24 protein-coding genes are annotated in these 23,547 nt (G+C 71.8%); 13 read left to right on the forward strand and 11 right to left on the reverse strand.

What is annotated here, in order from left to right; genetic code table 11:
* The first annotated feature begins 19 nt into the window (after positions 1-19).
* The 5 genes from ACFWJB_RS15385 (at position 20) to ACFWJB_RS15405 (ending at position 5,091) form a co-directional block, all read left to right on the forward strand.
* Entirely contained in the window at positions 20-955 is a 936-nt protein-coding gene (locus tag ACFWJB_RS15385) for a cellulose-binding protein (RefSeq protein WP_385458249.1), read from the forward strand.
* A 96-nt stretch (positions 956-1,051) separates the two neighbouring features.
* Positions 1,052-2,047, forward strand: coding sequence for an ABC transporter ATP-binding protein (locus ACFWJB_RS15390; RefSeq protein ID WP_385458250.1), 996 nt, complete (start codon positions 1,052-1,054; stop codon positions 2,045-2,047).
* Entirely contained in the window at positions 2,044-2,820 is a 777-nt protein-coding gene (locus ACFWJB_RS15395; RefSeq protein ID WP_385458251.1) for an ABC transporter permease, read from the forward strand. Before ACFWJB_RS15390 ends, ACFWJB_RS15395 begins: the two co-directional genes overlap by 4 nt.
* 127 nt (positions 2,821-2,947) lie before the next feature.
* Positions 2,948-4,225: an ABC transporter ATP-binding protein gene (locus ACFWJB_RS15400; RefSeq protein ID WP_385458252.1), complete on the forward strand. Its 1,278-nt coding sequence runs from the start codon at positions 2,948-2,950 to the stop codon at positions 4,223-4,225.
* Complete coding sequence (locus ACFWJB_RS15405; protein WP_385458253.1) at positions 4,222-5,091, forward strand: ABC transporter permease subunit; 870 nt, start codon at positions 4,222-4,224, stop codon at positions 5,089-5,091. Before ACFWJB_RS15400 ends, ACFWJB_RS15405 begins: the two co-directional genes overlap by 4 nt.
* Before the next feature lie 7 nt (positions 5,092-5,098).
* On the opposite strand, the gene ACFWJB_RS15410 is transcribed toward ACFWJB_RS15405, so the two are convergent.
* A complete protein-coding gene (locus ACFWJB_RS15410; RefSeq protein ID WP_386922690.1) occupies positions 5,099-5,431 on the reverse strand; it encodes an ATP/GTP-binding protein in 333 nt (110 codons plus the stop codon).
* Positions 5,432-5,632: 201 nt separating this feature from the next.
* Here ACFWJB_RS15410 and ACFWJB_RS15415 point away from each other — a divergent pair, with 201 nt between their 5' ends.
* The gene (locus ACFWJB_RS15415) at positions 5,633-6,661 is read left to right on the forward strand and encodes an LLM class flavin-dependent oxidoreductase (protein ID WP_385458255.1); all 1,029 of its coding nucleotides are present in this window, start codon (positions 5,633-5,635) and stop codon (positions 6,659-6,661) included.
* Between the two features lie 114 nt (positions 6,662-6,775).
* On the opposite strand, the gene ACFWJB_RS15420 is transcribed toward ACFWJB_RS15415, so the two are convergent.
* Positions 6,776-7,168, reverse strand: coding sequence for an SCO5389 family protein (locus ACFWJB_RS15420; protein WP_356201639.1), 393 nt, complete (start codon positions 7,166-7,168; stop codon positions 6,776-6,778).
* A 281-nt stretch (positions 7,169-7,449) separates the two neighbouring features.
* Here ACFWJB_RS15420 and nucS point away from each other — a divergent pair, with 281 nt between their 5' ends.
* Positions 7,450-8,121, forward strand: coding sequence for an endonuclease NucS (gene nucS / locus ACFWJB_RS15425; protein ID WP_385458256.1), 672 nt, complete (start codon positions 7,450-7,452; stop codon positions 8,119-8,121).
* A 76-nt stretch (positions 8,122-8,197) separates the two neighbouring features.
* On the opposite strand, the gene ACFWJB_RS15430 is transcribed toward nucS, so the two are convergent.
* From ACFWJB_RS15430 to ACFWJB_RS15445, 4 genes are all read right to left on the reverse strand, one after another.
* Positions 8,198-10,852, reverse strand: a complete 2,655-nt coding sequence (locus ACFWJB_RS15430; RefSeq protein ID WP_385458257.1) for an ATP-binding protein — start codon at positions 10,850-10,852, stop codon at positions 8,198-8,200.
* Positions 10,853-11,113: 261 nt separating this feature from the next.
* Positions 11,114-11,437, reverse strand: a complete 324-nt coding sequence (locus ACFWJB_RS15435; RefSeq protein ID WP_385458258.1) for an STAS domain-containing protein — start codon at positions 11,435-11,437, stop codon at positions 11,114-11,116.
* Positions 11,438-11,640: 203 nt separating this feature from the next.
* Entirely contained in the window at positions 11,641-12,489 is an 849-nt protein-coding gene (locus ACFWJB_RS15440) for a 3-hydroxyacyl-CoA dehydrogenase family protein (RefSeq protein WP_385458259.1), read from the reverse strand.
* A 136-nt stretch (positions 12,490-12,625) separates the two neighbouring features.
* Positions 12,626-13,267 (reverse strand): TetR/AcrR family transcriptional regulator, encoded by a 642-nt coding sequence (locus tag ACFWJB_RS15445; protein ID WP_385458260.1) that lies wholly within the window; start codon positions 13,265-13,267, stop codon positions 12,626-12,628.
* Positions 13,268-13,346: 79 nt separating this feature from the next.
* On the opposite strand from ACFWJB_RS15445, the gene ACFWJB_RS15450 reads away from it, so the two are divergent.
* From ACFWJB_RS15450 to ACFWJB_RS15460, 3 genes are read left to right on the forward strand one after another with little or no spacing between them, the layout of a single operon-like run.
* On the forward strand, positions 13,347-14,129 hold the full coding sequence (locus ACFWJB_RS15450; protein WP_385458261.1) for an ATP-binding cassette domain-containing protein: 783 nt from the start codon (positions 13,347-13,349) through the stop codon (positions 14,127-14,129).
* Between the two features lie 25 nt (positions 14,130-14,154).
* Complete coding sequence (locus ACFWJB_RS15455; protein WP_385458262.1) at positions 14,155-14,904, forward strand: ABC transporter permease; 750 nt, start codon at positions 14,155-14,157, stop codon at positions 14,902-14,904.
* 13 nt (positions 14,905-14,917) lie between these two features.
* Complete coding sequence (locus ACFWJB_RS15460; protein ID WP_386922695.1) at positions 14,918-15,490, forward strand: cob(I)yrinic acid a,c-diamide adenosyltransferase; 573 nt, start codon at positions 14,918-14,920, stop codon at positions 15,488-15,490.
* A gap of 18 nt (positions 15,491-15,508) precedes the next feature.
* Here the strand turns inward: ACFWJB_RS15460 and ACFWJB_RS15465 are convergent, their stop codons facing one another.
* Positions 15,509-16,093 carry a hypothetical protein gene (locus tag ACFWJB_RS15465; RefSeq protein ID WP_386922697.1) on the reverse strand — a complete coding sequence of 195 codons (585 nt, stop codon included), beginning with the start codon at positions 16,091-16,093 and terminating at the stop codon, positions 15,509-15,511.
* 152 nt (positions 16,094-16,245) lie between these two features.
* On the opposite strand from ACFWJB_RS15465, the gene ACFWJB_RS15470 reads away from it, so the two are divergent.
* The 3 genes from ACFWJB_RS15470 (at position 16,246) to ACFWJB_RS15480 (ending at position 20,018) form a co-directional block, all read left to right on the forward strand.
* Positions 16,246-17,433 (forward strand): sensor histidine kinase, encoded by a 1,188-nt coding sequence (locus tag ACFWJB_RS15470; RefSeq protein ID WP_386922699.1) that lies wholly within the window; start codon positions 16,246-16,248, stop codon positions 17,431-17,433.
* Positions 17,430-18,071, forward strand: a complete 642-nt coding sequence (locus ACFWJB_RS15475) for a response regulator (protein WP_386922701.1) — start codon at positions 17,430-17,432, stop codon at positions 18,069-18,071. The genes ACFWJB_RS15470 and ACFWJB_RS15475 overlap by 4 nt, the downstream gene beginning before the upstream one ends.
* A 120-nt stretch (positions 18,072-18,191) precedes the next feature.
* Positions 18,192-20,018 carry a glycosyl hydrolase family 18 protein gene (locus tag ACFWJB_RS15480; protein ID WP_385458267.1) on the forward strand — a complete coding sequence of 609 codons (1,827 nt, stop codon included), beginning with the start codon at positions 18,192-18,194 and terminating at the stop codon, positions 20,016-20,018.
* Between the two features lie 77 nt (positions 20,019-20,095).
* Here ACFWJB_RS15480 and ACFWJB_RS15485 read toward each other — a convergent pair whose 3' ends face one another.
* The 4 genes from ACFWJB_RS15485 to ACFWJB_RS15500 all read right to left on the reverse strand — a co-directional run bounded on the left by ACFWJB_RS15485 (position 20,096) and on the right by ACFWJB_RS15500 (position 23,542).
* Positions 20,096-20,542 carry a DUF2550 domain-containing protein gene (locus tag ACFWJB_RS15485; RefSeq protein ID WP_386922703.1) on the reverse strand — a complete coding sequence of 149 codons (447 nt, stop codon included), beginning with the start codon at positions 20,540-20,542 and terminating at the stop codon, positions 20,096-20,098.
* 129 nt (positions 20,543-20,671) lie between these two features.
* The gene (locus ACFWJB_RS15490; protein ID WP_019326852.1) at positions 20,672-21,046 is read right to left on the reverse strand and encodes a F0F1 ATP synthase subunit epsilon; all 375 of its coding nucleotides are present in this window, start codon (positions 21,044-21,046) and stop codon (positions 20,672-20,674) included.
* Positions 21,047-21,176: 130 nt separating this feature from the next.
* A complete protein-coding gene (gene atpD, locus ACFWJB_RS15495) occupies positions 21,177-22,625 on the reverse strand; it encodes a F0F1 ATP synthase subunit beta (protein WP_385458269.1) in 1,449 nt (482 codons plus the stop codon).
* Positions 22,625-23,542 carry a F0F1 ATP synthase subunit gamma gene (locus ACFWJB_RS15500; protein ID WP_385458270.1) on the reverse strand — a complete coding sequence of 306 codons (918 nt, stop codon included), beginning with the start codon at positions 23,540-23,542 and terminating at the stop codon, positions 22,625-22,627. Before ACFWJB_RS15500 ends, atpD begins: the two co-directional genes overlap by 1 nt.
* Between the last annotated feature and the right edge of the window lie 5 nt (positions 23,543-23,547).

Below are 23,547 nucleotides of genomic sequence, written 5' to 3' on the forward strand. Positions count from 1 at the left end.
CTCTTTCGACAGGAACCCCATGAGCGACACTTCCCCCTACGGCTTCGAGCACGTGCGGCGTGGGTACGACCGCGCTCAGGTGGACGAGTACATCTCCAAGATCATTTCTGATCGCGACAGCGCTTTCTCCCGCATCACCGCTCTGGAAAAGCGCATCGAGGAGCTCCACCTCGAGACCCAGAACGCCCAGGCCCAGGTGAATGACGCCGAGCCGTCGTACGCCGGCCTCGGTGCGCGGGTCGAGAAGATCCTGCGCCTCGCCGAGGAGGAGGCGAAGGACCTGCGCGACGAGGCCCGGCGCGCCGCCGAGCAGCACCGCGAGCTGGCCGAGTCGGCCGCCCAGCAGGTGCGCAACGACGCCGAGTCGTACGCCGCGGAGCGCAAGGCCAAGGCCGAGGACGAGGGCGTCCGGATCGTCGAGAAGGCCAAGGGCGACGCCTCGCAGCTGCGCTCGGAGGCGCAGAAGGACGCGCAGTCGAAGCGGGAGGAGGCCGACGCCCTCTTCGAGGAGACCCGCGCCAAGGCCGCGCAGGCCGCCGCCGACTTCGAGACGAACCTCGCCAAGCGCCGGGAGCAGTCGGAGCGCGACCTGGCCTCCCGTCAGGCCAAGGCCGAGAAGCGCCTCGCGGAGATCGAGCACCGCGCCGAGCAGCTGCGCCTGGAGGCGGAGAAGCTGCGCACGGACGCCGAGCGCCGCGCCCGCCAGACCGTCGAGACGGCGCAGCGTCAGGCCGAGGACATCGTGGCCGACGCCAACGCCAAGGCCGACCGCATCCGTTCCGAGTCGGAGCGCGAGCTCGCCGCCCTGACCAACCGCCGCGACTCCATCAACGCGCAGCTCACCAACGTGCGCGAGATGCTGGCGACCCTCACGGGCGCCGCGGTGGCCGCGGCCGGCTCGCCGGCCGAGGACGAGTCGGCCTCCCGCGGGGTGCCGGCCCAGCAGTCCCGCTGACGCCGGGACACGGTCCGGCCGGGCAGGGCGAACAAAGGGCGAAGCCTTCTGTCACTGGGGTGGCAGAGGGCTTCGTCCCGTTCTAGCGTGGGCCGCATGATCGAGCTCGAGGGGCTGACGAAGCGGTACGGCGAGAAGGTCGCGGTCAACAACCTCACGTTCACCGTCAGACCCGGCATCATCACCGGCTTCCTCGGGCCGAACGGTGCGGGCAAGTCGACGACCATGCGGATGGTGCTGGGCCTGGACCGGCCCACTGCGGGAGACGTCCGCATCGACGGCCTGCACTACGACCGGCTCAAGGACCCGCTCACCCGCATCGGCGCCCTGCTCGACGCCAAGGCGGTGCACGGCGGGCGCAGTGCCTACAACCACCTGCTGTGTCTGGCGCAGGCCAACGGGATCCCGGCCCGCCGGGTGCACGAGGTGCTGGACACCGTCGGCCTGACGGCGGTCGCGAAGAAGAAGGCCAAGGGCTTCTCCCTCGGCATGGGGCAGCGGCTCGGCATCGCCGGCGCACTGCTCGGCGACCCGCGGATCCTGATGTTCGACGAGCCGGTCAACGGCCTGGACCCCGAGGGCATCCACTGGATCCGCAATCTGATGAAGACGCTGGCCGCCCAGGGCCGTACGGTCTTCGTCTCCTCCCACCTGATGAGCGAGATGGCGCTGACCGCCGACCACCTGGTCGTCATCGGCCAGGGCAGGCTCCTGGCGGACACCTCGATGGCCGAGTTCATCGCGGAGAACTCGCGCAGTTACGTCCGGATCCGCACCCCGCAGCGCGAACGGCTGCTCGACGCGCTGCACGACGCCGGGATCACGGTCGCCGAGAGCGGTGCCGAGGTCCTGGAGGTCGACGGCGACAAGTCGGAGGCCATCGGCGAGCTGGCGGCGCGCGAGCGGATCGTGCTCCACGAGCTGAGCCCGCAGCGGGCCTCGCTGGAGGAGGCGTTCATGCAGCTGACGGCGGAGTCGGTGGAGTACCACGCGCACGACGGGCAGCCGGTCGCGGCGGCACCCGCGCAGCGGGCGGGTCAGGACGGACAGCAGCGGGCACAGCAGTGGGGCGACGACTGGAGGCAGCGATGAGCACGGCCGCGACACAGGTCGTCCGGTCCGAGTGGACCAAGATCCGGTCGGTGTCCTCCACGGTGTGGACGCTGTCCCTGGCCGTGGTCGTCACGGTCGCCCTCGGCATGCTGATCTCGGCCCTGTCGAACAACGAGTTCGACAACTTGAGCGAGCGGGACCGGCTCTCCTTCGACCCGACCTACATCAGCTTCGCCGGGATGAGCCTCGGTCAGCTGGCGATGATCGTGTTCGGGGTGCTGGTGGTGGCGAACGAGTACAGCACCGGCATGATCCGCACCTCACTGGCGGCCGTGCCGCAGCGCGCGACCTTCCTGTTCAGCAAGATCGCGGTGGCCACTGGGCTCGCCCTGGTCGTCGCCATGATCACCAGCTTCGTCACCTTCTTCCTCGGGCAGGCGATGCTCGGCGACCTCAAGGCGTCGATCGGCGACCCGGGCGTGCTGCGGGCGGTCATCGGCGGCGGGCTCTACATGACGCTCATCGCGGTGTTCTCCATGGGGGTCGCCGCGATGCTGCGCTCACCGATGCTGTCCCTCGGCATCCTGATGCCGTTCTTCTTCCTGATCTCCAACATCCTGGGCAACGTCGACGTGACCAAGAAGGTCGGCCAGTTCCTGCCCGACCAGGCCGGCAGCAAGATCATGCAGGTGGTGACGCCCATCGACGACGACACCCCCTACGGCCCGTGGGGCGGCCTCGGGATCATGGCGCTGTGGGTGGTGGCGGCGCTCGTCGGCGGATATCTCGTGCTGAAGCGGCGGGACGCCTAGCGGCGGGGTGCGGGGCGCCCGGTTTTTTTTACCCGGACTTGAAGGGAACCGTCAGCGCCTCGATATCCTCCTAACCCTTACGGGGGCGTGTGCCCCGCTGTCCTGAACCTTTCGATGGGTGCGGAGCATGATCGAGGCAGTCGGCCTGACCAAGCGCTACGGCGACAAGACCGCTGTGTACAACCTGTCCTTCCAGGTGCGGCCCGGTGCCGTCACCGGCTTCCTCGGCCCCAACGGCTCCGGCAAGTCGACGACGATGCGCATGATCCTCGGCCTGGACAACCCGACCGCGGGACACGTGACGATCGGCGGTCACCCGTACCGCAGGCTGCCCAACGCCCCGCGCCAGGTCGGCGCCCTGCTGGACGCCAAGGCGGTGCACGGCGGCCGGTCGGCCCGCAACCACCTGCTGAGCCTGGCCCAGCTGTCGGGCATCCCCGCCCGGCGCGTGGACGAGGTGCTCGGCGTGGTCGGCCTGCAGGACGTGGCCAAGCGGCGTTCCAAGGGCTTCTCCCTCGGCATGGGCCAGCGGCTCGGCATCGCCGCCGCGCTGCTCGGCGACCCCCAGGTGCTGCTCTTCGACGAGCCGGTCAACGGCCTGGACCCCGAGGGCATCCTCTGGGTGCGGAACCTGATGAAGGCGCTCGCGGCCGAGGGCCGTACGGTCTTCGTCTCGTCGCACCTGATGAGCGAGATGGCGCTGACCGCCGACCACCTGATCGTCATCGGACGCGGCCAGCTGCTCGCCGACATGAGCGTGACGGCGTTCATCTCGGCGAACTCCGCCGACTTCGCGCGGGTGCGCACGCCGGACACCGAGCCGCAGCTGCGCGAGAAGCTGACGTCCGCGCTGACCGAGGCGGGCGGCCACGTGATGCCCGAGCAGGACGGGGCGCTGCGGGTGACCGGCCTGGCGCTGCCCCGCATCAGCGACATCGCGCACGAGTCCGACGTGCGGCTGTGGGAGCTGTCGCCGCACCAGGCCTCGTTGGAGGAGGCGTACATGCGGATGACGCAGGGCGCCGTCGACTACCGGTCGACGATCGACCAGAAGGCCGGGCTCCAGCAGCCGCTGCCGCCCGGAGCGCAGCCTCCGATGCCGCTGCCCGGACAGGGCCAGCCCGGCTGGTACGCCCCGCCGCCGCCCCAGCCGGGCGGCGGGCCCGCGCCGGCGCCGCAGGGGGCGCCGGGCCAGGCCCCCGCGGGCCCGTACGGCGCCCCGGCCGCACCGGCCGCGCCTGTCGCACCGCCCGGGGGCGCGTCCGCCGGCAACCCGTACGCACAGCCGTCCCCGTCGGCCCCCGCGGCGCCCCAGGCCGCCCCCGCGCCCGCTCCCGCCGCCCCGGCTCCCGCCACCGCCCCCGCGCCCGTCACCGACCCGACCAAGCCCGAGGACGCCCGATGAGCACGCCCCAGCCCCCGATGCCGCAGGCCGCGCCCCAGTGGCAGGCGGCGCCCGGTGCGCCGTTCCCCACCTACACCTCGCCGATCCCGGTGGTGCGCACGCATCTCGGGCACGCGGTCGCCTCCGAGTGGACCAAGATCAGGTCGGTGCGCTCGACGATGTGGACGCTGGGCGTGTTCGTCCTGCTGGTCATCGGCATCGGCCTGCTGACCGGCGTGGTGGTGGCGAACTCCGGCGCGGACGCGTCCGGCGAGAGCGCGCTCAGCCTCGGCTTCTTCGGTCTGCTGCTCGGCAGCATGTGCGTCATCACGCTCGGCGTGCTGACCACCGCATCGGAGTACGGCACCGGCATGGTGCGCACGACGATGACCGCGTGCCCCAGCCGCGGCCGGGTGCTCGCCGCGAAGGCGATCGTCTTCTTCCTGGTCGCCTTCGTGGTGACGCTGGTGTCCGCGACGCTCGTCGCCCTGCTGCACGTGGCCCTGCTGGAGGACCACGGCGCGGTGTCGCCCACCGGCGGGGAGTGGCTGAAGGGCACCGTGGGCGTCTCGCTCTACGTCGCGCTGCTCGGACTGCTCTCGCTCGCCGTCGGTTCCGTCATCCGGCACTCGGCGGGGGCCATCACCCTCATGATCGGTGCCGTGCTGGCGCCGCTGGTGATCGCGCTGTTCATGTTCTCGGAGTCCCTGGAGGACGTGCGCACCGCGCTGTTCGAGTACTCGATCCCGAACCAGATGAGCATCTTCTACACCAACTCGCTCACCGAGTCCGGCCCGTCCGGCTGGGACCCGCTGTGGATCATGCTGGTCGTGACGGCCGTCGTGTTCGCCGGCGCCGTCGCCCTGCTCCACAAGCGGGACGTCTGACCGGCGTTCAGAACCTCGGCGCGTTACGGGACCGCTGCACCCGCGTGGTGCGGCGGTCCTTCGCGTTCCAGCACGACTTGTGCCAGTGCCGGCGGTCGTCGACGCCCGCGTGCGCCTGCCAGGCCACCACGTGCGGGACGCCGTCGGGGATGAGCTGGTCGCAGCCCGGGCAGCGGTACGACTTCCCCTGCGCGCTCGCGCCCGCGACGTGCCGTACGCTCCAGTCCTCGCCCCGCCAGCTCTCCGACGACTGCCAGCCTCCGTAGCGGCCGGAGCCGTCGTCCTCGGCGCTCCGGCCGGACATGCCGGTCTCCTTGGGTCGGTTGCGACGCGGGGACACGGGACACCTCACGGAGCTATACAGGGGGTACGGACCGTCTCCAGCCTACGCGGCACGGGCGGAGCCCCCCGGACCTCCTGTGACGGCCCGATTCTGCAGACAATCCGCAAATCCTTTGGTCCGACCGTGTCCTCGGCACGTGTCCGGCGGTTATGCCCTGCGGGGGAGCTCCGTGTCGGAGCCGAGGAAGCAGGAAGAGCAATGCGCGTTGGAAGTTTCGTGGTGGGCGCCCAGTTTCCGGGCCAGGGCCAGGGGGAAGCGCTGCACCGCGCGGTCCGCTCGGCCGAGGTCGCCGAGGAGGCGGGGCTCGACACGGTCTGGCTGGCCGAGCACCACTTCGTGCCGTACGGCACGTGCCCGTCGGCCGTGACGCTGGCCGCGCTGCTGCTGGGCCGCACCCGCCGCATCCGGGTCGGCACGGCGGTCAGCGTGCTGCCCACCGTCCATCCCGTGGCGCTCGGCGAGCAGGCCGCGCTGCTGCACGTCACGAGCGGCGGCCGGTTCTCGCTGGGTGTGGGCCGCGGCGGCCCCTGGGTCGACCTCGAGGTGTTCGGCGCCGGACTCGAGGCGTACGAGAGGGGGTTCCCGGAGTCACTCGATCTGCTGGTGCGCTGGCTGCGCGAGCCGGCCGTCGGAGCCGTCGGGGACCGCTTCCGGTTTCGCGAGGTGCCCGTCGTCCCGCGACCCTCGGAGGCCCTGTCCGAGGCCCCGGGGCCGGAGGTCGTGGTGGCCTGCACCTCCCCGGCGAGCGTGCGCACGGCGGCCGAGCGGGGGCTGCCGATGCTGCTCGGCATGCACATCGGGGACGAGGAGAAGGCCGAGATGGTCGCCCTGTGGCAGCGGCAGGCCCGCGCCGCCGGGCGCCCGGAGCCGGAGGTCCGCGACGCGGCCCACGTCTCGGCCGGGGTCTGCCAGATCGCGGACCGGCGCGCCGACGCGGCGGAGACGCTGCTCAAGATGATGCCGGGCTGGCTGCGGCAGGGGCTGGGCGCCCACGTCACGGTGGACGGCCGGGCCCGGCGGATGCGCGACCCGCTGGCCTACACCGAACTGCTCTGCGGACTGCACCCGGTGGGCACGCCCCGGCTGTGCGCGGACCGGCTCGCGGCGACCGGCGAACGGACCGGCATCTCCCGCTTCGCCCTGCTCGTCGAGGGCTCCGGCGACCTGGCGGCGACCGAGGAGAACGTACGCCGGCTCGGGACCGAGGTGCTCCCCCAGCTCCGCTGAGTGGGCCGGGCGGGGACGGGCGCCCGGGGCCCGCGAGGGGCCGGGCGGAAGGCTTGCCGCTCCGGTACGAACTGCACCTCCCGCGTACGGAGCGGCAAGCGGACGGCCATCGCCTCAGCAGTCGCGGAATTCCGGCGACTGGTTCAGCAACTGGCTGCGCACCGAAGTGAATCGGGTCAGCGTCTCGTCGACGGAGGAGTCCAACGGGAACACCGCCACCCGGTGGCAGTTCTGGAAGGCCAGCCGCACCCCGAAGTGCCGCTGGAGCGCACCGCGGATGGCGTCACTCGCGAGCGCACGCAGCAGCTGACCGCGCGCCTGCTCGTCCGGCGGGGGCGTCTGGTTGTCGGCGAACGCTCCGCCGTCTACCTTCAGCTGTGCCACCAGGGAGCTGATCATCTCCCATGCGTAGGGCAGGGAGGTCCGGACGCAGTCGACGAATTCTGCTTCGTCGACCTCGCCTCGCTCGGCCTTCTCGAGTAGGGCCGGTGAGACGTCGAGCGACATGGGTACTCCTCTCGCACCCCCGACCAGCAGGGGTTGCCGGACAGTAAAGGGACGGCGCGATATCGGACACGCTGAGTACACGCCTCGCGACCTCCCGTTCAATACCGTAAGCAACCGATCGTGAGCGCACCAGGAGAATGCCCAGATGGGCACCATCCGGTACGCCCACAATCGGCCAGTGCGCAACACGGGACCCAAGGGGAGAACCGGGACGTTCCGCCGGGCGCCGGGGGCGGAGGCGAATCGCGCCGGGACGGGCGCGTCGAGTAGCGTTGCCGACCATGCGTCTCGTCATTGCCCGCTGCTCCGTCGACTACGCCGGACGGCTCACCGCCCACCTCCCCTCGGCCCCCCGGCTGATCCTGGTCAAGGCGGACGGCAGCGTCTCGATCCATGCCGACGACCGGGCCTACAAACCCCTGAACTGGATGTCGCCGCCCTGCACCCTCAAGGAGGGCTCCGGTGAGGAGGCGGGCGTGTGGACCGTGGTCAACAAGGCGGGCGAGAAGCTCATCATCACGATGGAGGAGATCCTCCACGACTCCTCGCACGAACTGGGCGTGGATCCCGGCCTGATCAAGGACGGCGTGGAGGCCCACCTCCAGGAGCTGCTCGCCGACCGCATCGAGACCCTCGGCGACGGCTACACCCTGATCCGCCGTGAGTACCCGACCGCCATCGGGCCGGTCGACATCCTGTGCCGGGACGCCGACGGGAGGACCGTCGCCGTCGAGATCAAGCGGCGCGGCGAGATCGACGGGGTGGAGCAGCTCACGCGTTACCTGGAGCTGCTGAACCGCGACCCGCATCTCGCCCCGGTGCGCGGCGTCTTCGCCGCCCAGGAGATCAAGCCGCAGGCCCGGGTGCTGGCCACCGACCGCGGCATCGGGTGCCAGGTGCTGGACTACAACGCGCTGCGGGGCATCGAGGACGACAAGCTGCGGCTGTTCTGAGCGGTGCGGGCGCGGAGCCCGCGACGTGTGAGGGGCCGGGTCCGTGCGGACCCGGCCCCTCAGGCGTCGCGGCGTCTCAGATGATCTGCCCGGTGGTCGCCGGAGCGGACTCCGTGCCGGTCGCGCCGCTGCTCTGGGTCGCGGTCGCGGGGCTGCTCTCGGGAGCGCTCGCGGTGGTCGGGGTGACGGGGCCGGTCGCGCTGTTGGAGGTCTCCGGCGATGTCGTCGGCGGCTGGGGGGCGGTCGGCGACGGCTCGGGGGTGCTGGGCTGCCCCGTCGGAGTCGTCGGGTCGGGGTCCGGCTCGCTCTGCGTCGGCTTCGGCGAGGACGGCCTCGTCGACGGCGACGTCGGCGGCTGCGACTTCGTCGGGCCGCTCGGCCGGCCGGGGTCGGTCGGGTCTCCGGGCCCGCTGCTGCCGCTGGGGCTGTCCGACGGCCGGGCCGTTTCGCTCGGCGTCGGGTCGTCGGAGGTGCCCAGGGTGCCGTCGGGGCCGGGGTCGGACGGCCGGGCGGTCGCCTCGCCGGTGTCCGCGGAGTCGTCGCCGTCGTCCTCCGGCCGGTCGGCGCCGAGGCTGCCGTCGTCGACGCCCTGGCTGGCCGACGGGTTGACGCCGACCTGGTCGGACGGCGTTCCCGCGTCGTTCTCCGAGGTGGCGCCCAGCGTCACCACCGTGCCGAGCACGGCGACGAGCAGCGCGCCCGCTCCGGCGGCCACCAGATTGCGCCGCGCGAGGCCCTTGATGCCGCCTCCGGCCTTGCGGGACGGGCCCGGGGAGGGATCCCGGCGGGCGATGAGCGTCGGGGCCTGCGGGGACGGCTGGAGCGGCGGGAAGGGTGCCGGCGCACCGGCCGCCGGGGACACCTGCTCCTCGTGGCGGGTGCCGGGCCCCTCGTCGTCCACGGTCGGGCCGAGGCCGGCACCGACGGCGGCGAAGCCGGCTCCGACGGCACCGGGCACGCCCGGGCGGGTGCCCGTGCCGGGGGTGTCCCCGGAACGGTCCGCCACCAGGGCGAGGGCACGGCGTCCGGCGACGGCGCCGCGCTTGTCGGAGAGTGCGCCGCGCAGCCCGATGGACGCCTCCAGCTCGGCGCGGGCCCGGTCGAGCTGCCCCTCGCACAGCGCGAGGACGCCGAGCTCGTGGTGGAAGTAGGCCTGTTCGGCGACGTCTCCGGCGAGCCGGGAGGCCTCGGCGCCGGAGCGCAGCGCCCGTTCCCAGGCGCTCCAGTGCAGCCCGGCGGCGAAGGCGGGGGCCGCGGTGCGGGCCAGCCGGACCGCGGGGCTCTCCTCGTCGTCCGCGGGCGGGGTCGTCGTCGGCACCAGCACGGCGAGGGCGGCCAGGACGGCGTCGGCCTCGGCGCAGACGCGCTCGGGGGTCACCGAGGGGTGCCCGGCCCACCAGGCGTAGTGCCGGGCGACGGCCGGCGCCCGCTCCCCCGCGTCGTCGGCGTACCCGGCGTTCTCGAGCTGGGCGAGCACCCCGGCGGCGAGCCGGTAGCGGGAGCCGACCGGCGAGACCAGTCCGCAGTCGGCCAGCTCGCCGAGGGCGGCGTCCGCGTGGGTGTCGCCGACCAGCGCGGGCAGGTGCGCCTGGTGCGGCACCTCGCCGCCGAGGGCGACGGCGAGCTCCAGGGTGGCGCGGGCGGAGGCGCTCAGCCGGGAGGCGAGCAGCGGCGCGGGCGCGGCGGCCTCGCCGACGGACGGCAGGGGCACCTCGTCCTCGGGGGCGCCGTAGGGCGTCTCGTCGGCCGGGCGGGCGTCGGCGAAGACGCCGAACTCGTCGACGGCGTCTGCGCCGGCCCGCAGCCGGTCGCGCCGGCGCAGCAGCGCACCGGCCTGCACGAAGCGCAGCGGCAGGCCCTCGGACTCGAACCAGAGGTCGCCGGCCCAGTTGGCCTCCTCGTCGGTGAGGGGCCGTCCGGTGGCGCGCTCCAGCAGCTCCACGCCGTCCGAACGGTCCAGGCCGGTGAGGAAGACCTCCTCGACGGCGGAGCCGGCGGAGGGGGCGGGGACGTCCGGCGTCGCGGCGACGAGGAAGGCGCACTCGGGGGTGGCGGCCAGCAGCTCGTCGAGCGCGGTGCCGCCGAACTCCGCGTCGTCCAGGACGACGACCGCGCCGACGTCGCGGACCAGGTCGAGCAGCTCGTCCCGTTCCGGCCGGTGCAGGGGGGCGCGGTGGACGGCGCGGAAGAGGTCGTACAGCAGGTCGTCGGCGGTGCGACGGAAGCCGTTGAGGCGGACGACGCCGTCGGGCGCGAGGTCCGCGCAGTCCTCGGCGACGACGTCGAGGAGGCTGGTCCGGCCGGAGCCGGCGGGGCCGGTCAGGCGCACCGACCGGCCGCGGGCGAGCAGCCGTGCCAGGCGTTCGCGCTCGTCCTGGCGGGCCAGCAGCCCGAGTGCGGGCCGCGCCGGTCCCGGGGGGACGGGCGGCCGGGCGGCGCGCTCCAGCTCGGCGCGTTCGGAGGCGGTGAGCCGTTCCGGCCGGGCGGGCCGCTCTCCCCCACTCTCGAATTCACTCGAGCGGGAGGTGCCCCCAGGCGGGCAGACCTCGATCTCGCTGCCGTCGACGGGGTTGACGGTGAGCAGGAAGTCGCCGGAGACGAGCCGCACGGTGCGGGCGAGCGCGGGCGCGTGCTGTCCGAAGTCGGGTGCGAGGGAGTCCCTGGGCGGGCGCGGGCGCGGCGTCTCGCCGTCGTGGCCATGCTCCTCGGGTCCCCGGTTGTTCGGGTCCATAGGTCCAAGCCCCCCAAAAGCGTCGTGTGCCGGTCCCCGGTCGGGACCACCCCTCCCGGCCTTGCCGCACACCGCGCTGTCGCTTCTGGTCCGGGCCCGCCAGTGGGTTGCGATACGGCGGGCAGCCAGACCCTAAACCTTCGCTCAGTATCTCCGACAGCCCGGGGTACCGCCCCGTCCGAGACGTCACGGTCTCGTGAGGATTGCGCGCGTCGGGCGTTTCGCCGGGGGGTGTCCCGGGTTCCCGCGGCCGCCGGGGTGTCACACCCTGGGCAGGGACTCCACGCCGATCCCGCCCTCGATGGCCAGGATCCTGTGCAGCCGGGTGGCCACCAGCAGGCGCTGCATCTGCGCCGGTACGCCGCGCAGCACCAGGCGCCGGCCGCAGCGGCCGGCCCGCCGGTGGGCCCCCATGATCACCCCGAGTCCGGTGGCGTCCCAGGAGTCCAGCTCTGACAGGTCCAGGACCAGGTCGCCGACTCCGTCGTCGACGGCCGAGTGCAGGACCGTACGGGCGTCCGCCGCGCTGCGGACGTCGAGGCGGCCCCCGACGACCAGCTCGACGTGGTCGCCCCTGATGTGCATATGCGCTCCCCGGCGTGCGTCTCGTGCTCGGCGATGTGGCCCGCGGGCGGTCTTCCGACCCGCGGGGTGGTCTCTCGGCGATGTCAGGTCGTGCAACCTCTGACTGGCCGAAACGATCGGAGGTTGCCGCCTGTGAGCGAACCGATACCGAATTCACCCCGGCGTGTGATGTGGCCCGGGCCGGGGGTGGACTCGGTGCGGACTCAGTGCTTGTAGAAGCCCTGCCCGCTCTTGCGCCCGATGTCACCGGCGTCCACCATCCGGCGCATCAGCTCCGGCGGGGCGAACTTCTCGTCCTGCGACTCGGTGTAGATGTTGCTCGTGGCGTGCAGCAGGATGTCCACGCCCGTCAGGTCGGCCGTGGCCAGCGGCCCCATGGCGTGGCCGAAGCCCAGCTTGCAGGCGAGGTCGATGTCCTCGGCGGTGGCGACGCCCGACTCGTACAGCTTCGCGGCCTCGACGACGAGGGCGGAGATGAGGCGGGTGGTGACGAAGCCGGCGACGTCCCGGTTGACGACGATGCAGGTCTTGCCGGTGGACTCCGCGAACTCCCGGGCGGTGGCGAGCGTTTCGTCGCTGGTCTTGTAGCCGCGCACCAGCTCGCACAGCTGCATCATCGGGACCGGCGAGAAGAAGTGCGCGCCGACGACCCGTTCGGGCCGCTCCGTCACGGCCGCGATCTTGGTGATCGGGATGGCGGAGGTGTTGGACGCGAGGATCGCGTCGTCCTTCACCAGCTTGTCGAGCGCGCGGAAGATCTCGTGCTTGACTTCCAGCTTCTCGAAGACGGCCTCGACGACGACGTCCGCGTCGGCGGCGGCGTCCAGATCGGTGGTCGCGGTGATGCGGGCGAGGGCGTCCGCGGCGTCGTCCGCGGCCAGCCTGCCCTTGGCGACGAACTTGTCGTACGAGGCCTTGATGCCGTCGGTCCCCCGCCGGAGCGCCTCGTCGGTCACGTCGCGCAGGACGACGTCCCAGCCCGCCTGCGCGGAGACCTGGGCGATGCCGGACCCCATGAGTCCGGCTCCGATGACGGCGAGCTTCCGTGCCACTGTGCGACTCCCCTGATACAGGCCGTTTGTGTCCTCTCGGCCGGAGATTAGCGGGCGGGGGCCGCTGTGTGACCGGTTAGTAACGCGCGTCACGTCTCAAATGACGGACGTCACACCGGGGGCTGTCATTCGGGTGTCATTCCGCGCCCCGGACGGCGTAGTTGAGCACTCTGTCGCTCAACAGCTCCTCCATCTCGTCCAGCAGCACGAGGACGTCGCGGGACACCGCGGCCGGTTTCCCGCCCGCCGTCATCCGGCGGCCGATCGTCGTCATCACGGTGCCGTGCAGCCAGCCGATCTGACCCGACATCAGCGCGGGGACCGGGTCGTCGTCCGGGGCGCCGGTCTCCTCGCGCAGGGTGCGCTCCAGGTTCTCCTGCACCTCCTGGGCGATCGCCCAGAGCCGGGAACGCAGCGAGGGCGAGGCGTCGATGACCGCCATGAAGCGCGCGTATCCGTCCATGAGGCCGACCCGCGGCGAGACCGACTCGACCTCCTCGCGCAGTTCCCGCAGCACGGCCCGCGCCGCCGACTCCCCGTCGTGCCGCCCGCGCACCCAGCGGGAGAGCCGGTCGACCACGCCCTTGGAGCGGTCGAGGAAGAGGTCCTCCTTGGCCGGGAAGTAGTTGTAGACGGTGTTGACGGAGACGTCCGCGGCCGCCGCGACCTCCGCCACCGTCACGGCCTCGAAGCCGCGTTCCAGGAACAGCCCCGTGGCGACATCCGAGATGTACTGCCGGGTCTGCCGCTTCTTCCGTTCCCTGAGTCCCTCGGCCATGCCCGCATCCTAACTTCGCTGGGGCCGCCCAAAACTTGGGGTCATTGCAAAATTTCAGCGACTCTGTTTTTCTGGGCGCATGGCAATCATCAGCACCGCCGGGCTGGCCCGTACCTTCACGACGAGACAGGGCCCGGTCGAGGCCGTGCGCGGCATCGACCTGACCGTCCGCGAGGGCGAGATCCTCGGCTTCCTCGGCCCCAACGGCGCCGGCAAGACCACGACCCTGCGGATGCTCACGACCCTGCTCGCCCCCACCGGCGGCGCGGCCACCGTCGCGGGCCACGACCTGGTGACCGACCCGGCCGGAGTGCGCCGGGCCTGCGGGTACGTCGCCCAGTCGGGCGGCGTGGACCCGCAGATCACCGTGCGGGAGGAGCTGGTCACCCAGGGCCGCCTGTACCGCCTGCCGAGGGCACGGGCGGCCGAGCGCGCCGAGGAGCTGGCCCTCGACCTGGACCTGGACGGGCTGCTCGACCGCAGGTGCGGCGCGCTGTCCGGGGGCCAGCGGCGCCGGCTGGACATCGCGATGGCGCTCACCCACCGCCCCCGGGTGCTCTTCCTCGACGAGCCGACCACCGGTCTGGATCCGGGCAGCCGCGCCGACCTGTGGGACCTGGTGCGCCGGCTGCGCGACGAGCACGGCACCACGGTCTTCCTGACCACGCACTACCTCGACGAGGCCGACGCGCTCTCCGACCGGCTGGTCGTCGTCGACCGGGGCGTGGTGGCCGCCGAGGGCACCCCGGCGGCCCTGAAGCTGCGCCACGGCGGCTCGCTCGACGCCTCGCTCCAGGACACCTTCCTCGCCATCACCGGCCGCGGCACCTCACCCGCGGACGCCGCCCCCGTTGCCGTCTAGACCTCCGACGACCCGAGGACCTCCGATGCTGCTCCACGACACCGGCCTCGTCTACGGCCGCTATCTGCGCCAGTCGCTGCGCTCCCGCTTCGCGCTGCTCTTCGGCGTCCTGATGCCGCTGCTGTACCTGCTCTTCTTCGGCCCGCTGCTGACCGGCCTGCCGGTCGGCGGGCGGGGCAGCTCCTGGCAGATGCTCGTGCCCGGCCTGCTGCTGCAACTCGGACTGTTCGGCGCCTCCTTCGCGGGCTTCTCGGTCATCATCGAGAACAGCCTGGGCGTGGTCGAGCGGATGCGCGTCACCCCCGTCAGCCGCCTGGCGCTGCTGCTGGGCCGGGTGCTGCGGGACGCGACGGTGTTCGCGTTCCAGGCGGTGCTGCTGGTCCTGGCGGCGGTGGCGATGGGCCTGCGCGCGCCCCTGCCCGGCATCCTGATCGGCTTCGCGTTCGTCGCCCTGCTCACGGTCTCGCTGGCCTCGCTGTCGTACGCGCTGGCGATGAAGGTGCGTACACCGCAGGAGTTCGGGCCCACCGTCAACGCGCTGACGATGCCCTCGATGCTGCTGTCAGGCCTGATGCTGCCGATGACACTGGGGCCGGGGTGGCTGGACGTGCTGTCGCACCTGATGCCGTTCCGCTATCTGGTGGACGCGGTACGGGACGCCTACGTCGGCAGCTACACGACCGCGCACATGCTGTACGGCGTCCTCGTCGCCGTCGCCCTCACCGCGCTGACCGTGACGGTGGGCACACGCGTCTTCCGGACCGCCGGAGCCTAACTACGCTGGCCCCATGGTCAACCTGACGCGCATCTACACCCGGACCGGCGACCAGGGCACCACCGCCCTCGGTGACATGAGCCGGGTCCCCAAGACCGACCTGCGGATCTCCGCGTACGCCGACAGCAACGAGGCGAACGCGGTGATCGGCACGGCGATCGCCCTCGGCGGCCTGCCCGAGGAGGTCGTGAAGGTCCTCGTCCGCGTCCAGAACGACCTGTTCGACGTGGGCGCGGACCTGTCGACGCCGGTGACGGAGAACCCGGAGTACCCGCCGCTGCGGGTCGAGCAGTTCTACGTCGACAGGCTGGAGGCGGACTGCGACCGGTTCCTGGCCGAGCTGGAGAAGCTGCGCTCCTTCATCCTCCCCGGCGGCACGCCCGGCGCGGCCCTGCTGCACCAGGCGTGCACGGTGGTCCGGCGGGCCGAGCGCTCGACCTGGGCGGCGCTGGAGGTCCACGGCGAGACGATGAACCCGCTCACCGCCACCTACCTGAACCGCCTGTCGGACCTGCTGTTCATCCTGGCCCGCACCGCCAACACGGAGGTCGGCGACGTGCTGTGGGTGCCGGGCGGGGAACGCTAGTCCCCGCCGTCGCGGCGGTCAGCGTCGCGCGCTCTCCCCCGGCCGCCCGGCCGCGCCCTCCGGCGTCCTGGCCGGGGCCTTCTTCGGCCAGATCGCGTAGGTCAGCGCGATCAGGCCGTGGATGCCGACGATCCTGGTCACCACCCACTGGAAGTCCCGCAGGGACGACACGTCGCCTTCGTCGCCGACGTACCAGACCGCGCCTTGGAGGAGCGCCCACGCCACGGCCGCGCCCAGCACGGTGCGCAGCCACAGCCGGCCCTCGTGGACGGCCCGGGCCCTGCCGTGGCGCGGCGGCTTCACCGGCGGCGGGCCTCCGCCCAGGCGGTGGGCGGCGTGACCGTCGAGCCAGCGGATCGTGTAGTGGCCGTACGCGACGGTGTAACCGATGTACAGCGCCGCCAGGCCGTGCTCCCAGCCCGGCTCGGCGCCGTTCCTCAGGTCGATCGCCGTCACGGCGAACAGCACCAGTTCCAGGAGCGGCTCGCACAGCAGCAGGACCACACCGGTGCGACGCCACTTCAGCAGGTAGCGGGCGGCCAGTCCGAGGACCAGCAGCACCCAGAAGCCGACCTCGCAGGCGATGATCAACGCGACGACCACGACGTACTCCCTTCGTTCACCCTCCAAGGCTCCCGTGGGAATCCGCCGCGTTCGTCGTCGCCGGTGACGAACCCGCGGTACATCGAAAGATGCAGTACCGGACCCTTCCCGGGGACCAGGCATGCGGGGCGCCGGCCGTGTTGGATGGTGGCATGGCCGTACGACTCCCCCGCCCGCGCCGCTTCGACGTGTACGCCGCGGTGTCCGGTCTGCTCGGCGGCCTGCTGCTGTGGGGCATCGGCCTGGGTGTCCGGCCGGCCGACGAGCCGATCGTGCTGTTCGACGGCCGCTGGCCGCTGCTGGTGCCGCTCTTCGTCACCGCGGGCTGCGAGCTGCTGCGCCGGGCCGCGCCGCGCACCGGCCTGCTCATCGGCACGGCCGCGCTGATCGCGGACACGCTCACCCGGGGCAGCCTGGTCACGGTGATCATGTACACCGACCTGATGTACGCCGCCGTGCTCTACGGTCCGCCCGCCTCGGCCCGCCGCATTCCGTGGATCACCGGGCTGCTCACGGTGGCGGGCACGATCGTGCCGTTCGCCCTGTGGCGGGTGCCCGAGGCGCTGCTGATCGGGGTGGCCGTCGGGATCGTGTCGTTCGCGCCCGCGTCCACCGGCCTGATCGTGCGCAACCACCGCGAGGCCGCCGACGCGGCCCGGCTGCGCGCCGAGCAGACCGCGCTGCTGGCCGAGATGGACCGCGTGCAGGCGGTGACCGCGGAACGGTCCCGCATGGCCCGCGAGTTGCACGACATGGTCGCCAACCACCTCTCCGCGATCGCCATCCACTCCACGGCCGCCCTCTCCCTGGACGACGCGGCGACCACCCGGAAGGCCCTGGGCGTGATCCGGGAGAACAGCGTCGAGGGGCTGGCCGAGATGCGGCGGCTGATCGGCATCCTGCGGGACACCGGCCAGGACACCGAGCCGGCCGCCGCGCCCACCCTCGACGGCCTCGGCGCCCTGGTCGACGGCGCCCGCGCCAACGGCCTCGACGTCACCCTGGAGGCGGCGCCCGGCGAGGGAGTCCCCGCGCCGGTGGAGCTGGCCGCGTACCGCATCGTGCAGGAGTCGCTGACGAACGCGCTGAAGCACGCCCCCGAGGGCCCGGTCGCCGTGGCCGTCGTGCGCGACGGGGGCCGCCTGCACGTCCGGGTCACCAGCCCGTACGGTGACCGGGACGCGCCCCGCGCCCCCGGCTCCGGCACCGGCCTGGTCGGCATGCGGGAGCGGGCCGCCCTGCTGCACGGCACGTTCGACGCCGGGCCCGAACCGGCTCCCGGAGCGACGGTCTGGGCCGTCCGCGCCACCCTGCCCCTGACCGAAGGAGACCTCGCATGATCCGCGTCCTCGTCGCCGAGGACCAGTCCGCCGTCCGCGCGGGGCTGGTGCTGATCCTGGGCAGTGCCCCGGACATCGAGGTGGTCGGCGAGGCGGCGGACGGCGAGCAGGCGGTGGCGCTGGCCCGGGAGCTGCGCCCCGACCTGGTCCTGATGGACGTGCAGATGCCGCGCCTGGACGGGGTGTCGGCGACCCGGCGGGTGGTCGGCGAGAAGCTGGCCGACGTGCTCGTGCTGACCACGTTCGACCTCGACGAGTACGTGTTCGGGGCGCTCAGGGCGGGTGCCGCCGGGTTCCTGCTGAAGAACACGGAGGCGAAGGACCTGATCACCGCCGTGCGCACGGTGGCGGGCGGCGAGGGGATCGTCGCGCCGGCCGTCACCCGGCGCCTGATCGCCGAGTTCGCGGCGCGGCCGGTCCGGGAGGTCACCGCCGAGCCGGCCATCCTCGAGAGCCTGACCAGGCGGGAGCGCCAGGTGCTGTCGTGTCTCGGCGAGGGACTGTCCAACGCCGCGATCGCCGGGCGCCTGGACATGGCCGAGGCCACGGTGAAGACGCACGTCAGCCGCCTGCTGGGGAAGCTGGAGCTGCGCAGCCGGGTGCAAGCGGCCGTGCTGGCTCAGGAGTTGGGGATCTAGCCGGCTTCGCGAGCAGTGGTCCAGACCTATTGACCTCTGGTCCAGACCTTTCTATTCTCGCGGCACTGCGGGCATGAGGCTCAGTCATGCTCACAACAACATCCCCAAAGGAGGCGCAGCATGCGCTTCAGACACAGAGCCGCGGCCCTGGCCGCGACCCTGGCCCTCCCCTTCGCCGGACTGGTCGGGCTCGCGAGTCCCGCCCAGGCGGCCACGAGTGCCACGGCCACCTTCGCCAAGACCTCGGACTGGGGCACGGGCTTCGGCGGCAGCTGGACGGTGAAGAACACCGGCACCACCACCATCAACTCCTGGACGGTCGAGTGGGACTTCCCCTCGGGCACCAAGGTCGGCTCGGCCTGGGACGCCACCGTCACCAACTCGGGCGACCACTGGACCGCCAAGAACGTCGGCTGGAACGGCACCCTCGCCCCCGGGGCGTCCGTCTCGTTCGGCTTCAACGGCACCGGCTCCGGCTCCCCGTCCGGCTGCAAGCTCAACGGCGGAAGCTGCGACGGCACCTCCGTCCCCGGTGACGCGGCCCCCTCCGCGCCGGGCACCCCGACCGCCTCCGGCATCACCGACACCTCGGTGAAGCTGACCTGGTCGGCGGCGACCGACGACAAGGGCGTCAAGAACTACGACGTCCTGCGGGACGGCGCCAAGGTCGCCACCGTGACCGGCACCACGTACACGGACACCGGCCTCACCAAGGGCACCGACTACTCCTACACCGTCCAGGCCCGCGACACCGCCGACCAGACCGGTCCGGCCAGCGGCGCCGTCAAGGTCCGCACCACCGGCGGCGGCGACGGCGGCAACCCGGGCGGCGGCGACAAGGTCAAGCTCGGCTACTTCACCAACTGGGGCGTCTACGGGCGCAACTACCACGTGAAGAACCTGGTCACCTCCGGCTCCGCCGAGAAGATCACGCACATCAACTACGCCTTCGGCAACGTCCAGGGCGGCAAGTGCACCATCGGCGACGCCTACGCCGACTACGACAAGGCGTACACCGCCGACCAGTCCGTCGACGGCGTCGCCGACACCTGGGACCAGCCGCTGCGCGGCAACTTCAACCAGCTGCGCAAGCTGAAGGCCAAGTACCCGCACATCAAGGTCATCTGGTCCTTCGGCGGCTGGACCTGGTCCGGCGGCTTCCCCGACGCGGTCAAGAACCCGGCCGCCTTCGCGAAGTCCTGCCACGACCTGGTCGAGGACCCGCGCTGGGCCGACGTCTTCGACGGCATCGACCTGGACTGGGAGTACCCGAACGCCTGCGGCCTCAGCTGCGACACGACCAGCACCAAGAACGCCTTCAGCTCCATGATGAAGGCGATGCGCGCCGAGTTCGGCAACGACCTGGTCACCGCGGCCGTCACCGCCGACGGCTCGTCCGGCGGCAAGATCGAGGCCGCCGACTACGGCCCGGCCGCGCAGTACATCAACTGGTACAACGTGATGACGTACGACTTCTTCGGCGCCTGGGAGAAGAACGGTCCGACCGCTCCCCACTCGCCGCTGACCTCGTACGCCGGCATCCCGCAGCAGGGCTTCAACTCCGCCGACGCGATCGCGAAGTTCAAGGCAGCGGGCGTGCCGGCCACCAAGCTGCTGCTCGGCATCGGCTTCTACGGCCGCGGCTGGACCGGCGTCACGCAGGCGGCCCCCGGCGGCACCGCGACCGGCCCGGCGGCCGGTACGTACGAGGCGGGCATCGAGGACTACAAGGTCCTCAGGAACAGCTGCCCGGCCACCGGCACCGTCGCCGGCACCGCGTACGCGCACTGCGGCACCAACTGGTGGTCCTACGACACCCCGGCGACCGTCAAGTCCAAGATGGACTGGGCCAAGAGCCAGGGTCTGGGCGGCTCCTTCTTCTGGGAGTTCAGCGGCGACACCGCCAACGGCGAGCTGGTCAGCGCCATCGACAGCGGCCTGAAGTAACCACCGCGGAAGACCGACGACGCTCCCCCCGGACCCGGTCCGGGGGGAGCGTCGTGTGCGACAGCGGGTGAACGCGGCTAGGCCACGTTCACCCGCTGTCCCGGTGGGGCCGCCTCGAGCCACGCGAGGAATCCGGTCAGGGCGTCCTCGCTCATCGCCAGTTCGAGCCGGGCGCCCCGGTGCAGACAGGCGAGGACGACGGCGTCGGAGAGCAACGCCAGCTCCTCCTCCCCGTCCGGGAGACGGCGGCCGGCCACCTCGATCGCGGAACGCTCCAGGACCCGGCGCGGACGGGGGGAGTACGAGAAGACGCGGTACCACTCGACCCGGTCGCCGTTGTAACGGGCCACACCGTAGGCCCAGCCCTTGCCGCCGCTGTCGCCCTCCTCGGGCGCGTCCCAGCGCAGGGAGCAGTCGAAGGTGCCGCCCGAACGCTGGATCAGCCTGCGGCGCAGACCGAAGACGAACAGTCCCACCACCATCAGGGCGACGACAATTCCGCACACGGTCAGAGCGAGGACCATCGGCACCGACCTCCTCGTCTCCTAGGTAACGGAACGGAAAAATCACCCTGATCTGCCTCAGCCGCGGCCGGGTCCGGATCACTCCGGTCCCAGCCGCGGCTGAGTCACGTCATAGCACAGCGCCGTGGGTCAGCGCCCCGCCGCCGCGCGCAGTCGGACGTCCGCGCGGCGCTCGGCGTGGGCGTCGCCCTCCGCCTTCGCGCGCTCGAGCTCCCGCTCCGCGCGCTGGACGTCGATCTCGTCCGACAGCTCGGCGATCTCGGCCAGCAGCGACAGCTTGTTGTCGGCGAACGAGATGAAACCGCCGTGCACCGCGGCGACGACCGTCCCACCATCACTCGTACGGATGGTCACCGGGCCCGACTCCAGCACACCGAGCAGCGGCTGGTGACCGGGCATGACGCCGATGTCGCCGGACGTGGTGCGCGCGACGACCAGGGTGGCCTCGCCGGACCAGACCTCTCGGTCGGCCGCGACCAGCGCGACGTGCAGCTCAGCAGCCAAGGTGGCTCCTCGGGTCACCACCCGGCCGGAGAGCCGGGTGTTGGTTACAAGTCTAAGGGGCGTGCCGGAGGGGGCGGGACGTGCCCGCCCCCTCCGGTGTGAGCCCTGCGGCTCACGGTGAGCGCGAGGCTCAGGAGACGCCGAGCTCCTTGGCGTTGTTCTTCAGGTCCTCGATGCCACCGCACATGAAGAACGCCTGCTCCGGGAAGTGGTCGTACTCGCCGTCGCAGATCGCGTTGAAGGCCGCGATCGACTCGTCCAGCGGGACGTCCGACCCGTCGACGCCGGTGAACTGCTTGGCGACGTGGGTGTTCTGGGACAGGAAGCGCTCCACGCGACGGGCACGGTGGACGACGAGCTTGTCCTCCTCGCCGAGCTCGTCGATACCGAGGATCGCGATGATGTCCTGCAGGTCCTTGTACTTCTGCAGGATGTTCTTCACGCGCATCGCGGCCTGGTAGTGGTCCGCCGCGATGTACCGCGGGTCGAGGATGCGGGACGTCGAGTCCAGCGGGTCCACGGCCGGGTAGATGCCCTTCTCGGAGATCGGACGGGAGAGAACCGTCGTCGCGTCGAGGTGGGCGAAGGTGGTGGCCGGGGCCGGGTCGGTCAGGTCGTCCGCGGGGACGTAGATCGCCTGCATGGAGGTGATCGAGTGACCACGGGTCGAGGTGATGCGCTCCTGGAGGAGACCCATCTCGTCGGCCAGGTTCGGCTGGTAGCCCACCGCGGAGGGCATGCGGCCGAGCAGGGTCGACACCTCGGAACCCGCCTGGGTGAAGCGGAAGATGTTGTCGATGAAGAACAGCACGTCCTGCTTCTGGACGTCGCGGAAGTACTCGGCCATGGTCAGACCGGCCAGCGCGACGCGCAGACGGGTGCCCGGCGGCTCGTCCATCTGACCGAAGACCAGCGCGGTCTTGTCGATGACGCCGGACTCGCTCATCTCGTCGATGAGGTCGTTGCCCTCACGGGTGCGCTCACCGACACCGGCGAACACGGAGACACCGTCGTGGTTGTTGGCGACGCGGTAGATCATCTCCTGGATGAGCACCGTCTTGCCGACGCCGGCGCCACCGAACAGACCGATCTTGCCGCCCTTGACGTACGGGGTCAGCAGGTCGATGACCTTGACGCCGGTCTCGAACATCTCGGTCTTCGACTCGAGCTCGTCGAAGTTGGGCGCCTTGCGGTGGATCGGCCAGCGCTCACCGGTGTAGGTCTCGTCGACGTTCAGCACCTCGCCGAGGGTGTTGAACACCTTGCCCTTGGTGAAGTCGCCGACGGGGACGGAGATGGCCGTGCCCGTGTCGGTCACCGGGGCCTGGCGGACCAGGCCGTCGGTGGGCTGCATCGAGATGGTGCGGACCAGGCCGTCACCCAGGTGCTGGGCGACCTCCAGGGTCAGCGTCTTCAGCTCGCCGGCGTTGGCCGGGTCGGCGACCTCGACGTGCAGCGCGTTGTAGATGTCCGGCATCGCGTCGACGGGGAACTCCACGTCGACGACCGGGCCGATGACCCGCGCGACGCGGCCGGTGGCCACGCCCGACGCAGCGGTCGGCTCAACAGTGGTGGTCATTAGTTGTCACTCCCCGCGGTCGCGTCGGCCAGTGCGCTCGCGCCACCGACGATCTCGCTGATTTCCTGGGTGATTTCGGCCTGGCGGGCCGCGTTGGCAAGACGGGAGAGCGTGTTGATCAGCTCACCCGCGTTGTCGGTGGCCGACTTCATCGCGCGCCGCGTGGCGGCGTGCTTGGAAGCGGCCGACTGCAGCAGCGCGTTGTAGATGCGGCTCTCGACGTAGCGCGGCAGCAGGGCGTCGAGGACGTCCTCCGCCGACGGCTCGAAGTCGTACAGCGGAAGGATCTCGTCCTTCGCCGCCGACTCCTGCGCGACCTCTTCGAGGCGCAGCGGAAGCAGCCGGGAGTCGACCGCCGTCTGCGTCATCATCGAGACGAACTCGGTGTAGACGATGTGGAGCTCGTCCACGCCGCCCTCGGCCGTCGCCGTCTCGATGGCCTCGATCAGCGGCGCCGCGACCTTCTTGGCGTCCGCGTACGTCGGCTCGTCGGTGAAGCCCGTGAACGACTCCGCGACCTTGCGCTCGCGGAAGTTGTAGTGGGCCAGACCGCGCCGGCCGACGATGTACGTGTCGACCTGCTTGCCGTCGCGCTCGAGGCGCTCGGTCAGCTGCTCCGCCGCCTTGATGGCGTTGGAGTTGAAGGCGCCGGCCAGACCGCGGTCGCTCGTGAGGAGCAGGACCGCGGCACGGGTCGGGTTGTCCGCCTCCGTGGTCAGCGGGTGCTTCGTGTTCGACCCGGTGCCGACCGCCGTGACCGCGCGGGTCAGTTCCTGCGCGTACGGCGTGGAGGCCGCCACCTTGCGCTGCGCCTTGACGACGCGCGAGGCGGCGATCATCTCCATCGCCTTGGTGATCTTCTTGGTCGCGGTGACGGATCGGATGCGACGCTTGTAGACCCGGAGCTGGGCTCCCATGAGTC

Source organism: Streptomyces sp. NPDC127100, from assembly GCF_042724095.1.
Classification (GTDB): domain Bacteria; phylum Actinomycetota; class Actinomycetes; order Streptomycetales; family Streptomycetaceae; genus Streptomyces.